Source organism: Pseudomonas sp. IT-P2, assembly GCF_949767575.1.
Lineage (GTDB): Bacteria > Pseudomonadota > Gammaproteobacteria > Pseudomonadales > Pseudomonadaceae > Aquipseudomonas > Aquipseudomonas pharyngis.
The window spans coordinates 38,728-52,566 of sequence record NZ_CATKQA010000003.1; the positions used below are offsets into that span (position 1 = coordinate 38,728).

At 61.5% G+C, this 13,839-nt stretch carries 13 protein-coding genes; 10 read left to right on the forward strand and 3 right to left on the reverse strand.

Going from position 1 to position 13,839, the window contains the following annotated elements:
- Window positions 1–53: 53 nt before the first annotated feature.
- A complete protein-coding gene (locus ACM6JM_RS02235; protein WP_011331966.1) occupies window positions 54–461 on the reverse strand; it encodes an RNA-binding S4 domain-containing protein in 408 nt (135 codons plus the stop codon).
- Between the two features lie 116 nt (window positions 462–577).
- Between ACM6JM_RS02235 and ACM6JM_RS02240 the strand changes: the two genes are divergently transcribed.
- Genes ACM6JM_RS02240 through rimK form a run of 3 tightly spaced genes read left to right on the forward strand, consistent with a single transcriptional unit; the run spans window position 578 to window position 2,755 of the window.
- Window positions 578–1,357 (forward strand): EAL domain-containing protein, encoded by a 780-nt coding sequence (locus ACM6JM_RS02240; RefSeq protein ID WP_273897937.1) that lies wholly within the window; start codon window positions 578–580, stop codon window positions 1,355–1,357.
- A 49-nt stretch (window positions 1,358–1,406) separates the two neighbouring features.
- Window positions 1,407–1,853: an ATP-dependent zinc protease gene (locus ACM6JM_RS02245; protein ID WP_170844915.1), complete on the forward strand. Its 447-nt coding sequence runs from the start codon at window positions 1,407–1,409 to the stop codon at window positions 1,851–1,853.
- Window positions 1,850–2,755, forward strand: coding sequence for a 30S ribosomal protein S6--L-glutamate ligase (rimK, locus tag ACM6JM_RS02250; RefSeq protein WP_007949201.1), 906 nt, complete (start codon window positions 1,850–1,852; stop codon window positions 2,753–2,755). The genes ACM6JM_RS02245 and rimK overlap by 4 nt, the downstream gene beginning before the upstream one ends.
- 83 nt (window positions 2,756–2,838) lie before the next feature.
- Here the strand turns inward: rimK and ACM6JM_RS02255 are convergent, their stop codons facing one another.
- Window positions 2,839–4,152, reverse strand: coding sequence for an ATP-binding protein (locus ACM6JM_RS02255; RefSeq protein ID WP_039764576.1), 1,314 nt, complete (start codon window positions 4,150–4,152; stop codon window positions 2,839–2,841).
- 114 nt (window positions 4,153–4,266) lie between these two features.
- Window positions 4,267–5,007: a two-component system response regulator OmpR gene (ompR, locus tag ACM6JM_RS02260; RefSeq protein ID WP_007952694.1), complete on the reverse strand. Its 741-nt coding sequence runs from the start codon at window positions 5,005–5,007 to the stop codon at window positions 4,267–4,269.
- Window positions 5,008–5,367: 360 nt separating this feature from the next.
- Between ompR and ACM6JM_RS02265 the strand changes: the two genes are divergently transcribed.
- From ACM6JM_RS02265 to tauD, 7 genes are all read left to right on the forward strand, one after another.
- The gene (locus tag ACM6JM_RS02265) at window positions 5,368–7,692 is read left to right on the forward strand and encodes a Tex family protein (protein ID WP_074689448.1); all 2,325 of its coding nucleotides are present in this window, start codon (window positions 5,368–5,370) and stop codon (window positions 7,690–7,692) included.
- Window positions 7,692–8,075: a PaaI family thioesterase gene (locus ACM6JM_RS02270; RefSeq protein WP_052266506.1), complete on the forward strand. Its 384-nt coding sequence runs from the start codon at window positions 7,692–7,694 to the stop codon at window positions 8,073–8,075. Before ACM6JM_RS02265 ends, ACM6JM_RS02270 begins: the two co-directional genes overlap by 1 nt.
- A 214-nt stretch (window positions 8,076–8,289) precedes the next feature.
- Entirely contained in the window at window positions 8,290–9,873 is a 1,584-nt protein-coding gene (gshA, locus tag ACM6JM_RS02275) for a glutamate--cysteine ligase (RefSeq protein ID WP_221398490.1), read from the forward strand.
- A 341-nt stretch (window positions 9,874–10,214) separates the two neighbouring features.
- Window positions 10,215–11,192: a taurine ABC transporter substrate-binding protein gene (gene tauA, locus ACM6JM_RS02280; protein WP_007952702.1), complete on the forward strand. Its 978-nt coding sequence runs from the start codon at window positions 10,215–10,217 to the stop codon at window positions 11,190–11,192.
- Between the two features lie 16 nt (window positions 11,193–11,208).
- Window positions 11,209–12,003 (forward strand): taurine ABC transporter ATP-binding subunit, encoded by a 795-nt coding sequence (gene tauB / locus ACM6JM_RS02285; protein ID WP_414881243.1) that lies wholly within the window; start codon window positions 11,209–11,211, stop codon window positions 12,001–12,003.
- Complete coding sequence (tauC, locus tag ACM6JM_RS02290) at window positions 12,000–12,839, forward strand: taurine ABC transporter permease TauC (RefSeq protein ID WP_039764566.1); 840 nt, start codon at window positions 12,000–12,002, stop codon at window positions 12,837–12,839. Before tauB ends, tauC begins: the two co-directional genes overlap by 4 nt.
- A 57-nt stretch (window positions 12,840–12,896) precedes the next feature.
- Window positions 12,897–13,739 (forward strand): taurine dioxygenase, encoded by an 843-nt coding sequence (gene tauD / locus ACM6JM_RS02295; protein ID WP_074689444.1) that lies wholly within the window; start codon window positions 12,897–12,899, stop codon window positions 13,737–13,739.
- Window positions 13,740–13,839 lie beyond the last annotated feature (100 nt).

The following is a 13,839-nucleotide window of genomic DNA, read 5'->3' on the forward strand; positions in this document are numbered from 1 at the left end:
AAAAGCGCACCCGCCGGCGGGGTCTTGCACCCAGGCCGGCAGGCTGCGTTTTTTTATTCGCCGCTACTGTTCCCACGAAATTTAAACAGATCCCGACGCTGCTTCTTGCTCGGTTTGCCGTCGGTGGTCACACCCAGAGCGCCTGCCTTGCGCATCGCCGCAGCCGCTTCACGCTTGGCAATGCTGGCCTCGGTCTCGGCATACAGCGTCTGCGCCTCAGGTGCTCCGCGACGCACGATCGACAGGGCCTGAACCACAACGGTCTTTTCGTCGAAGCCGGCGCGAATCTCGAATTCATCGCCAATGCGTGGTTCTTTGCCAGGCTTGCAGCGCTCTCCCCGACAATGCACCTTGCCACTCTCGATGGCGGCTTTGGCCAAGGCGCGAGTCTTGAAAAAACGCGCGGCCCACAGCCACTTATCGAGACGAACCTTGTCGTCCTCTTCGCTTTTTTGTGCCATATGAATTCCTCGTTCAGCCAGTAGTCGGAACTGTACTACCGATTCTGTCGGGCGCAAGAACTCGGCCCTCCAGATAAACTGTGATCTTCGCCGGTTCAACGGCATGGAGTGATCGAGTGACCAAATTTCCGTCTTCATTGACCTCGCCCAAATCCGGGTGCCTGGGCTGCCAGCAAAGCGAGCCGCTGGGCTTCGACTTTTCCTTCGCGTATCAGCCCATCGTGGATCTGCGTGACAAGTCGGTGTACGCCTACGAGGCACTGGTTCGTGGTGCGGCTGGTGAAGGCGCATTAACCGTGCTGGATCAGGTTACAGAAGATAACCGCTACCGTTTCGACCAGCTCTGCCGGACTCGCGCCATCGAAGGCGCGGCCGAACTTAATATGCAGACACACTTGTCGATCAACTTCATGCCCAACGCCGTCTATCGTCCAGAGTTGTGCATTCGCAGCACCTTGGAGGCCGCCAGGAAACACAATTTTCCGATCGACCGGCTGATTTTCGAAACACTGGAAAGCGAGCATGTAGATAACTATCGCCATTTGACCAATATTCTGCGTGAATACCGCGAATTCGGCTTCAAGACGGCCATCGACGATTTCGGTGCCGGCTATTCGGGGCTCAATCTGCTGGCCGATTTCCAACCGGACCTGATCAAACTCGATATGGCGCTGATTCGCGATATCGACCGTGACCGTGTTCGTCAGGCTATCGTTCGGGGGATTGTCACAATCTGTGCGGAGTTGGACGTTACAGTCATCGCCGAAGGCATAGAGAGTGCGGGTGAACGGGATTTCCTGGCGGACTGCGGAATATTTCTGATGCAGGGTTACTGGTTCGCCAGACCCGCATTCAAAGCGTTAGCCCAGGTGTCCCCTGAAGCGTGGACGCGTTAATCGTTGGTTTTTTCCATTGAAGACATTTGACCATTTGACCGTTATCGGTCTGCGCGAGTGGGTGGCGCTTCCGGATCTGGGAGTCGCCGGCCTTCGGGCAAAAATCGACACCGGCGCCAGCACCTCCAGCCTGCATGCCACCGACATCGAGCCGTTCGAACGCGACGGCGAGAAGTGGGTGCGCTTCACCGCGCACCTGGGCACCGTCGTGCAGCTGCGCCATCGACGCTGCGAAGCGCCGCTGGTCGCCCGCAAGACCATCAAGAGTTCGAATGGCCAGGCTCAGGTGCGCTACGTGATCAGCACCACCCTGGCCCTGGGTGATCGGGTCTGGCCGATCGAATTCACCCTCGCCTGCCGCAAGTCCATGCGCTATCGCCTGCTGCTCGGTTCCAAAGCCCTGATCGACGGCCAGCTGGTGGTCAATCCGGGCATCAAATATGTACAAGACAAGCCGGTGTTCCCGGTATCTACCTCCTCCACAGGTGTTGCATGAAGATCGCTGTGCTGTCGCGGAACCCGCGTCTGTATTCCACCCGCCGTCTGGTCGAAGCCGGAACCGAACGCGGGCATGAAATGGTGGTGATCGACACCTTGCGCGCCTACATGAACATTGCCAGCCACAAGCCGCAGATCCACTACCGCGGCAAGCCGCTGGAAGGTTTCGATGCAGTGATCCCGCGGATCGGCGCGTCGGTGACGTTTTATGGCTGCGCGGTGTTGCGTCAGTTCGAAATGATGGGGGTTTTTCCGCTCAACGAATCGGTAGCCATCGCCCGTTCGCGGGACAAGCTGCGTTCACTGCAGTTGCTGTCGCGCCGGGGCATCGGTTTGCCAGTGACCGGCTTCGCCCACTCGCCTGACGACATTCCCGATCTGATCGACATGGTCAACGGCGCGCCGCTGGTGATCAAAGTGCTCGAAGGCACCCAGGGCATCGGCGTGGTGCTGTGCGAAACCGCAACGGCTGCGGAGTCGGTGATCGAGGCGTTCATGGGCCTGAAGCAGAACATCATGGTGCAGGAATACATCAAGGAGGCTGGCGGCGCCGACATCCGCTGCTTCGTGGTCGGCGACAAGGTGATCGCGGCGATGAAGCGTCAGGCCAAGCCCGGCGAATTCCGCTCCAACCTGCACCGTGGCGGCAGTGCCAGCCTGATCAAGATCACTCCGGAAGAACGCATGACCGCGCTGCGTGCGGCAAAGGTCATGGGGCTGGCGGTGGCGGGTGTCGATATCCTGCGCTCCAACCACGGGCCGCTGGTGATGGAGGTGAACTCGTCACCGGGCCTGGAAGGGATCGAAACCACCACGGGCAAAAACGTGGCGGGGATCATCATCGAACACCTTGAGAAGAATGGCGGGCCGAACATGACCCGCACCAAAGGCAAGGGATAGGGGCACTGGGGAGCGGCGAGCTACGAGCTGCAAGCGGCGAGTAAAAGCAGCTTTGGCTTGTCGCTTGCCGCTTGTAGCTGCCGTTAAACGGCATCTCTTGGCAGCATCAACCCCAGCGGCAATCGAACCCGCGCCTCCAGCCCGCCACCGGAGCGGTTGCGCAGTTCAACATTGCCGCCGTGCATCGAAGCAATCCGCTTGACGATCGCCAGCCCCAGGCCGGTACCTTTTCCGCCCCGCGCCCGATCACCTCGGGTGAACGGGTTGAAAATCGCCTCAAGTTCCGACGGGGCGATTCCCGCCCCACGGTCCATTACGCTCAGCACCACGTACGGCGCACTCGTGTCCCCGGAGACATAGGCCGCGACGTCCACGCTGCCGCCAGCATGATTCAACGCGTTGCCAATCAGGTTGTTCAGCAAACGCTTCATCGACACCCGCCGCAACGGGAACGGCTGGATCGGCTCCAGGCGCAGGCGCACTTTCTCTTCACTCTGGTTGTACGGTGCCGCGACTTCACGCACCAGATCACTGAGATCCACTTCCTCCACCGACTCGTCCCGACCATCGCGAATGAACGCGAGGAACTGGTCGAGGATGGCGTCCATGTCTTCGATGTCGCGCACCATATCGTTGGTCAGATCCGTGCGGTCCCCCATCAACTCCAGCGACAGCCGCAAACGGGTCAGCGGCGTACGCAAGTCATGCGAGACCCCCGCCAGCATCAGCTCACGCTCGCGGCCGGCCTGCTCGACGTCTTCGGCCATCTGGTTGAAGGCGCGATAAACCTCGGCCATCTCGCTGGGGGTGTCACTGATCGGCAGGCGCACGCTGCGGCCCTGGCCGAGTTGCCGGGCGGCGTAGACCAGACGCTTCAACGGTTGGTTGAGCTGGCTGACGAAAATCCACGCAGACGCCGTGGACAGCAACCCGATCGCCAGGAACCAGCCGAGCACGTTCCAGATTTTCTGGCCACGCAACGGGTGTGGATACAGTGGCACTTTCAGCCAGCCATCACCGAGGCTCGGCGCGCGAACCCATAAGGCCGGCGGTGAGTGCATGCGCAAGCGCACTTCGGTGTCAGCGCCCAGCTCCGCCTGCATCTGCCGCTGGTAGATTTCACTGTAGGGCCAATGTTGTTCGCCTTCCGGCACACCGGCGCCGACCACCCGGATCAAGGTCGCGGCATCGGCGATTTTCGCGCGGTTTTCTTCATCGGCGGCCCAGTAGGCACGCAGCGTCAGGGCGACGCCGTGGCTGTATTGGCGGTCCACCAGCACGTCCTCGTTCATCAAGAGATAAACCAGGGTCAATGCCTTGGAAAACAATACGACGATGAGCACCAGCCACAGGGTGCGGGAGAAGAAACTTTGGGGGAACCAGACGGGGGTTTTCATGGATAACCGCTACACACTTGCAGGAGCGAGCAATGCTCGCATATTGCGGATTGCGAGTCTGCGCGGACGGCGTTTCCGACCGTCCCCCGCAGACTCGCTCCTACAAATCACCCATCACTTGGTGGAGTTGCCATCCGGCACGAACACATAGCCAACACCCCAGACGGTCTGGATGTAACGCGGCTTGGACGGATCGGGTTCGATCATCCGGCGCAGACGGGAAATCTGCACGTCGATGGAACGCTCAAGGGCATCCCACTCACGGCCACGGGCCAGGTTCATCAGCTTGTCGCGGGTCAGCGGCTGACGGGCGTTCATCACCAAAGCCTTGAGTACCGCAAACTCACCGGTGGTGAGCATGTGCACTTCATCGCCGCGTTTGAGTTCGCGGGTGGCCAGGGAGAGCACGTAGTCGCCGAACGTGACGTTTTCTTCTTCACTGCCCGGCGCGCCCGGCACCGGTGCGGCCTGACGGCGCAACACGGCCTTGACGCGGGCCATCAGCTCGTCCGGGTTGAACGGTTTGGCCAGATAGTCGTCGGCGCCCAGTTCCAGGCCCTTGATACGACTCAGCTCGTCGCCCTTGGCGGTCAGCATGATGATCGGAATCTGATTGTTCGCGCCACGCAGGCGACGGCAAGCAGTCAGGCCGTCTTCGCCGGGCAGCATCAGGTCGAGGACGACCAGGTTGAACACTTCACGCGACAGCAGACGATCCATCTGCTCGGTGTTCGGTACGGCGCGGGCACGGTAGCCCTTGCTGACGAAAAAGCGTTCCAGCAGGCTGCTCAGCCCCGGATCGTCGTCAACGATGAGAATTTTTTCGCCTTCAGCAGTTTGTGCAGTGCTGCTCATTGGATGCTCCTTTTAGCTCGGCGCGCATTATGGCGTAGCTGCCGTTATACGCACCGTGTGCATTGTTAGCAGATTTTTCCTTCACTGCCAGAAAACCGGGGCTTGTGCCTACAGACTGCGTCGCCCCCGAATGACAGAACGCTGGTTATAATGCGCGGCCTTTTGTGCCAGGCAACGTCTGAATCGTTACCGCAGGTGGCCGTCCCTTATTTTCATGGGCGCCGCAGTAATTGTTCGATTTCACGGGTCAATGGGATGCCTTTTGACCCAGGCAGCGGCCAGCATCAAGCCGCCCCACCAGACTCCGGGCCTTAATTCACGCGCCTGCGAGCCTGCTTTCACAATTTGTCAGGTGGTTTTATGGACAGCATCAACAGCCGCATCGCCGAGGAACTCGGCGTACGCCCACAACAGGTCGAAGCGGCCGTCGCGCTACTCGATGAAGGCTCTACCGTTCCCTTCATCGCCCGTTACCGGAAAGAAGTGACCGGCAGCCTCGATGACACCCAACTGCGTCATCTGGAAGAGCGTCTGCGCTACCTGCGAGAACTCGACGAACGGCGCATCAGCATTCTTTCCAGCATTCAGGAGCAGGGCAAACTCACCCCTGAGCTGGAGCGCGAAATCAAACTCGCCGACACCAAGACCCGCCTCGAAGACTTGTACCTGCCGTACAAGCAGAAGCGCCGCACCAAGGGCCAGATTGCCCTGGAAGCCGGCCTCGGCGAACTGGCCGACGGTCTGTTCAACGACCCGTCGTTGACCCCGGAAACCGAAGCCGCGCGCTTCGTCAACGCGGAAAAAGGCGTGGCCGACGCCAAGGCAGCACTGGAAGGCGCCAAGTACATCCTCATGGAGCGCTTCGCCGAAGACGCCAACCTGCTGGAAAAACTGCGCACCTACCTGAAGCAGGAAGCCACTCTCAGTGCCCGCGTAATCGCCGGCAAGGAAGAGGAAGGCGCCAAGTTCCGCGATTACTTCGAACACGACGAACCACTGAAAAGCATGCCGTCGCACCGCGCACTGGCGATTTTCCGTGGCCGCAACGAAGGCATTCTCAGCTCAGCGCTGAAAGTCGGCGAAGAGCTGCCGGGCACCCTGCACCCGTGCGAAGGCATGATCGGCCAGCACGTCGGCATCCAGAACCAGAACCGTCCGGCCGACAAATGGCTGAGCGAAGTGGTGCGCTGGACCTGGAAAGTCAAGCTCTACACCCACCTGGAAACCGACCTGCTGGGCGAGCTGCGCGACGGCGCCGAAACCGAAGCGATCAACGTGTTCGCCCACAACCTGCACGACCTGCTGCTGGCCGCCCCGGCCGGCCCGCGCGCAACCCTGGGCCTCGACCCGGGCCTGCGTACCGGCTGCAAGGTCGCGGTGGTCGACTCCACCGGCAAGCTGCTGGATCACGCCACGGTTTACCCGCACGTGCCGCACAACAAATGGGATCAGACCATCGCCATCCTGGCCGCCCTGTGCGCCAAGCACTCGGTCGACCTGATCGCCATCGGCAACGGCACCGCCAGCCGTGAGACCGACAAGCTGGCCATCGAACTGATCAAAAAATATCCAGCAATGAAAATGACCAAGGTCATGGTTTCCGAAGCTGGTGCATCGGTGTACTCGGCCTCGGAACTGGCAGCCAAGGAATTCCCGGATCTGGACGTGTCGATCCGTGGCGCGGTTTCGATTGCCCGTCGCCTGCAGGATCCACTGGCCGAACTGGTGAAGATCGACCCGAAATCCATCGGTGTCGGCCAGTACCAGCACGACGTGTCGCAGCTGAAACTGGCGCGCGGCCTGGACGCCGTGGTCGAGGACTGCGTGAACGCCGTGGGCGTGGACGTGAACACCGCCTCCGTGGCGCTGCTGGCGCGGATCTCCGGCCTCAACGCGACCCTGGCGCAGAACATCGTGGCCCACCGTGACGAGCACGGCGCGTTCAAAACCCGCGCAGCGCTGAAGAAAGTCGCGCGTCTGGGCGAGAAAACCTTCGAACAGGCCGCCGGCTTCCTGCGCGTGATGAACGGCGACAACCCGCTGGACTCCTCGGCCGTTCACCCGGAAGCCTATCCGCTGGTGCAGCGCATCGCCGCTGAAACCGACCGTGACATCCGCTCGCTGATCGGCGATGCGGCGTTCCTCAAGCGTCTGGATCCGAAGAAATTCACCGACGAGACTTTCGGTCTGCCCACCGTCACCGACATCCTGCAAGAGCTGGAAAAACCGGGCCGCGACCCGCGTCCGGAGTTCAAGACCGCCGAGTTCCAGGAAGGCGTCGAGGACCTGAAGGATCTGCAACTGGGGATGATCCTCGAAGGCGTCGTGACCAACGTGACCGCGTTCGGTGCGTTCGTCGACATCGGCGTGCATCAGGACGGTCTGGTGCACATTTCGGCGCTGTCGGAGAAGTTCATCAAGGATCCGCGCGAGGCGGTGAAGGCCGGTGACGTGGTGAAGGTGAAGGTCATGGAAGTCGACATCCCGCGCAAACGCGTCGGCCTGTCGATGCGCATGAGCGACACCCCGGGCGAGAAGATCGACGGTGCCCGTGGTTCACGTCCGGGCTCGGCGCCACGCCAGTCGCAGGGTTCGGCGCCACGCAAGGAAAGCACCCCGGCGGCTCCGGTGAATAACGCAATGGCCTCGCTGTTCGCCAACGCCAAGCAGTTGAAGAAACGCTGATGGAAATGCCGGCCGGGCTTGTCGAGAGCGCGTTTTTCAAGCTGTTGGGCTGCCGTCTGCACAGCCTGGAAACCGGGGTGGCGCAAGTCGCCCTGGCGCTGGAACCCGAACTGCGCAATCGCGGCGGCAAGCTGCACGGCGGCGCGCTGTTCAGTCTGGTCGATATCGCCATGGGGCTGGCCTGCTCCAGCACCCACGGTTTCGACCAGCAGAGCGCAACCATCGAGTGCAAGATCAACTACATCCGCGCCGTCTCTGAAGGCGAGGTGCTGTGCACGGCGCGGGTGATCCACCCGGGCCGGCGCACGCTGGTGGTCGAAGCCGACGTGATGCAGGGCGACAAACTGGTCGCAAAAGCGCAAGGCACGTTCGCTGTCCTGTAGATGTTGTTCATCATTTTGAGTTAATTTCGGCGCTGTGATCGCAGCGTCGGAGTTTTCCTCGCCCGCGTCTGCCAGATTCAGGGACTGAAGTTGGCGTTTCCAATGGGGCTTTCATGGCCCGAAAACCAGGCGAAAACGCCAGTTTCAACTTCACCCTTGTAGACCGTCCTGCCCACCCCCATATTGGGGCGACTGACGCGTGAAGGAATCCAAATTGAGCGAACTTCTCAACCGCCGCCTGGCTCTGCTCGGCGAGCGCGCTAACCTCTCTCTGCTTGAGCAGTGCCTTCACGGTATCGAACGTGAATGCCTGCGGGTGACCGGCGAAGGCCGCCTGGCCCAGACGCCGCACCCTGAAGCCCTGGGTTCCGCGCTGACCAACGAACAGATCACCACCGACTATTCCGAGTCGCTGCTGGAGTTCATCACGCCCGCCCTGCCGGACCCGGCCGATACCCTCGCCAGCCTGGACAAGATTCATCGCTTCGCCTACAGCAAGCTCGGCAACGAGTACCTGTGGAGTCCATCGATGCCGTGCCCGTTGCCGGCCGAGGAAGACATCCCGATCGCCTATTACGGCACCTCCAACATCGGTCAGCTCAAGTACGTCTACCGCAAGGGCCTGGCCTTGCGTTACGGCAAGACCATGCAGTGCATCGCCGGGATTCACTACAACTTCTCCCTGCCGGAAAAGCTCTGGCCGCTGCTGAAAGAAGCCGAAGGCTTCGTCGGCACCGACCGGGATTTCCAGTCGTCGTCCTATATCGCGCTGATCCGTAATTTCCGCCGCTACAGCTGGCTGCTGATGTACCTGTTCGGCGCTTCGCCGGCGCTGGACGCGGGTTTCCTGCGCGGTCGCTCGCACCAGTTGGAACAACTGGATCCGGACACCCTCTACCTGCCCTACGCCACCAGCCTGCGCATGAGCGACCTCGGTTACCAGAGCAACGCCCAGGCGGGCCTGACCCCGTGCTACAACGATCTGGCGAGCTACACCGACAGCCTGCGCCAAGCGGTGGCCACGCCGTACGCGCCGTACGTTGAAATCGGTACGCACCAGAATGGCGAGTGGGTGCAACTGAACACCAACATCCTGCAGATCGAAAACGAGTACTACTCGAACATCCGCCCGAAACGCGTGACCTACACCGGCGAGCGGCCGATCCAGGCCTTGATGGCCCGTGGCATTCAGTACGTCGAAGTGCGCTGCCTGGACATCAACCCGTTCCTGCCGATGGGCATCGACCTCACCGAGTCGCGCTTCCTCGACGCATTCCTGCTGTACTGCGCGCTGAACGAAAGCCCGCTGCTGACCAACAACTCCTGCGGCAACGCCACCTCCAACTTCCTCAGCGTGGTCAAGGAAGGTCGCCGTCCGGGCCTGCAATTGCAGCGCGACGGCCAACCGGTCGAGCTGAAGGAATGGGCTGCCGAACTGTTGGAAAAAATCGCTCCGCTGGCGGCGATGCTGGATCAAAGCCATGGTGGCGATGCCCATAGCAAGGCGCTCGATGCGCAACTGGCCAAGGTCAAGGATTCATCCCTGACGCCTTCGGCCCAGGTGCTGGCGGCCATGGCCACGCACAAGGAAAGCTTCGCGCAATTCTCCCTGCGCCAGAGCCAGGCCCACGCGGAGTTCTTCCGCAGCGAGCCGTTGGCGGCTGAAGAGCAAGCGAAGTTCGAAGAACTGGCGCGGTCTTCGCTGGCGCAACAGGCGGAGCTGGAGCAGAACGAGGTGGGCGATTTCGACGTGTTTGTCGGGTCGTATCAGGCGAGCATTCTGGCGATCAGCAACTGACATCAGAAGGTTCTTTGATCGTTCCCACGTCGAGGCGTCGAACCGTCTGCGTGGTAACGCCTCAATGGACGCTCCGCGTCCAAGTGACGCGGAGCGTCACGAGCTGCATTCCCACGCAGAGCGTGGGAACGATCAAAAAAAGCCTCAAGGGACGCTCTGCGTCCCAGTGACGCGGAGCGTCACAAGCTGAATTCCCACGCAGAGCGTGGGAACTATCAAATACCCCCGGCTTAGATTTTTCCGCTCATAAGCTCATTCTAAAAAGTTATTTATTTTTAGATTCTTAGATCATTTAGTCTCCTTTCACGCCGACGCTCGGTCGCCTGATATGGAGCTCTTGAATGAAACTGAATTTCCCGCTTCGCCTGCTGGCCGTGGCCTCTCTGGCTGCTGCGAGTTTCCTGGCTCAGGCCGCCGACCTCACCGTCGCCTACCAGACCACCGTTGACCCGGCGAAAGTCGCCCAGGCCGACGGCGCCTACGAGAAAGCCACCAAGGCTGACATCAACTGGCGCAAATTCGATAACGGTGCCGACATCATTGCCGCCATCGCCTCCGGTGACGTGCAGATCGGCTACCTCGGTTCCAGCCCGCTGACCGCTGCGATCACCCGCAAAGTTCCGGTGGAAACCTTCCTCATCGCCACCCAGATCGGCGCCGCCGAAGCGCTGGTCGCCCGTGACGGCTCGGGCATCAAGACGCCGCAGGATCTGGTCGGCAAGAAAATCGCCGTGCCGTTCGTGTCCACCGGTCACTACAGCCTGCTGGCCGCGCTGAAGCACTGGAACATCGATCCTTCGAAAGTCACCGTGCTCAACCTCGCCCCGCCGGCGATCATTGCCGCGTGGAAACGCGGTGACATCGACGCCACCTACGTTTGGGATCCGGCGCTGGGTGTGGCCAAGGAAAACGGCAAAGTGCTGATCACTTCCGGTGAACTGGCCAAGTTCGGCGCGCCGACCTTCGATGCCTGGATCGTGCGCAAGGACTTCGCCGAGAAGCACCCGGAAATCGTCACCGCCTTCGCCAAGGTTACCCTCGACGCCTACGCCGACTATCGCAAGGATCCGAAAGCCTGGCTGGCCAATCAGAGCAACGTCGACAAGCTTGTGAAGCTTTCGGGCGCCAAGGCCAGCGACATCCCTTTGCTGCTGCAAGGCAACGTCTATCCGCTGGCGGCGGATCAGGTCAGTGACCTCGGCGCACCGACCACCAAAGCCATCACCGACACCGCTGCGTTCCTCAAGGAGCAAGGCAAGGTCGAAGCGGTACTGCCGGACTACGCGCCGTACGTCAGCGCCAAGTACATCACCAACTGATCGGGAGTTAATTGCGATGGCCTTGCTACAGCTGGAGCGCATCAGCGCACAGTATCCCGGCAGCCCGGAACCGGTACTGTCCGACATTTCCCTGACCCTCGGCCCGCAGCAATTGCTGGTGGCCCTCGGCCCGTCCGGCAGTGGCAAGACTTCGCTGTTGAACCTGATTGCCGGTTTCGTCGAACCGAGCGCCGGCCGCATCACCCTCGACACCGTGCCGGTCAAAGGTCCGAGCGCCGAACGCGGCGTGGTGTTCCAGGACGACGCCCTGTTGCCCTGGCAGGACGTGCTGGCCAACGTCGCTTTCGGTCTGGAACTGGCCGGTGTGGCCAAGGACAAACGCGAACAGCGCGCCCGGGAAATGCTCGCGCTGGTCGACCTTTCCGGTTTTGAACATCGTCGCATCTGGCAGCTGTCCGGCGGCCAGAAACAGCGTGTTGGCCTGGCCCGCGCTCTCGCCGCCGACCCACGTGTATTGCTGATGGACGAACCCTTCGGCGCCCTCGATGCCTTCACCCGCGAACAGATGCAGGAACTGTTGCTGCAAGTCTGGCAACGCACCGCCAAACCGGTATTCCTGATTACCCACGACATTGAAGAAGCGGTGTTCCTCGCCACTGACCTGATTCTGCTGGCGCCGAATCCGGGGCAGATCGTTGAGCGTCTGCATCTCGACTTCGGCCAGCGTTACGCCGCCGGTGAGTCGGCACGAGCCATCAAATCCGACCCGCGTTTTATCGAAACCCGCGAACACGTGCTGGCCAAAGTGTTCTCGCAACGCAGCGCCGTTCAGCGGCAGGAGCGCGCATGAGCAGTTACGACGTTTCCGCCACCGCCGTGAAACCCGCCGCCACGTCGGTGGTGACTCCCGTACGCCGCAGCCTCAGCACTCGCTGGATCAGCCTGCTGACCCTGTTCGCGTTGCTGGTGATCTGGTGGGCGGTGACGGCCACCGGCCTGATCGAGCCGCTGTTCCTGCCGCCACCGTCCGCCGTGCTGCAAAAAGGCTGGTTGCTGGCGACCACGGGCTATATGGATTCGACGTTGTGGCAGCACTTGGGTGCGAGCCTGAGCCGCATCGGTCTGGGCCTCGGTTTTGCGATTCTGACCGCAGTACCGGTAGGCATTGCCATCGGCGCCAACCGCATCGCCCGTGGCGTGCTCGATCCGCTGATCGAGTTCTACCGGCCGATTCCGCCACTCGCCTATCTGCCGCTGATCGTGATCTGGTGCGGCATCGGCGAGTTGTCGAAAGTGCTGCTGATCTACCTGGCGATTTTTGCCCCGATCGCGATTGCCACCGCCACCGGCGTGCGCACCGTCGACCCGGCCAAATTGCGCGCCGCGCAGTCGCTGGGCGCCACCCGGGCGCAACTGATCCGCCATGTGATTTTGCCAAGTGCGCTGCCGGACATTCTGACCGGTGTGCGCATTGGCCTGGGTGTGGGTTGGTCGACCCTGGTCGCCGCCGAACTGATCGCGGCCACCAGCGGCCTGGGCTTCATGGTGCAGTCGGCTGCGCAGTTCCTGGTCACCGATGTGGTGGTGCTGGGGATTCTGGTCATCGCCCTGATCGCCTTCGCCATGGAAATGGGCCTGCGCGCCCTGCAACGCAAACTGGTGCCGTGGCACGGCCAGGCCCACTGATTTTTCAGCACTGACTACCCCGACAGTTTCGGGGCTCCGGAATTGAAGAGAACCACCATGAGCAGCCTGAACATCACCCCGTTAAGCTCGGCCCTCGGCGCACAGATCAGCGGCGTCGACATCAGCCAGCCGCTGAACCTGGAACAGCGCGACGCCATCGAGCAGGCACTGCTCAAATATCAGGTGCTGTTCTTCCGCAATCAGCCGATCGAGCCTTCGCAACAGGCGCGCTTCGCCGCCTATTTCGGCGACCTGCATATTCACCCGATCTACCCGAACGTACCGGAACAACCGGAAGTGCTGATCCTCGACACCGCCGTCACCGACGTGCGCGACAACGCGATCTGGCACACCGACGTGACCTTCCTGCCGACCCCGGCCATGGGCGCGGTGCTCAGCGCCAAGCTGTTGCCGGAGTTCGGTGGCGACACGTTGTGGGCCAGCGGGATTGCCGCATATGAGGCGCTGTCGGCGCCGATGAAAGCACTGCTCGAAGGGCTGACCGCGACTCACGATTTCACCCGTTCTTTTCCGTTGGAGCGCTACGGCAACACGCCGGAAGCGCTGGCGCAGTGGGAAGCGGCACGGCGCAAGAATCCACCGCTGTCGCACCCGGTGATTCGCACGCACCCGGTGAGCGGACGGCGCTCGTTGTTCGTCAACGAAGGGTTCACGTCGAAGATCAATGAGCTGTCGGAGACCGAGAGCGAAGCGGTGTTGAAGTTCTTGTTCGCGCATGCGACGCGGCCGGAATTCACCATTCGCTGGCGCTGGCAGAAAGATGACATTGCGTTCTGGGACAACCGCGTGACGCAGCATTACGCGGTGGATGACTACCGTCCGGCGCGGCGGGTGATGCAGCGGGCTACGGTGTTGGGGGATGTGCCGTTTTTTCGCTGAGCCTTTAACGCAAGAGCAAGATTGATCGTTCCCACGCTCTGCGTGGGAACGCCTCTACGGGCGCTCCGCGTTCGGCTTGGCAGGGGACGCGGAGCGTCCC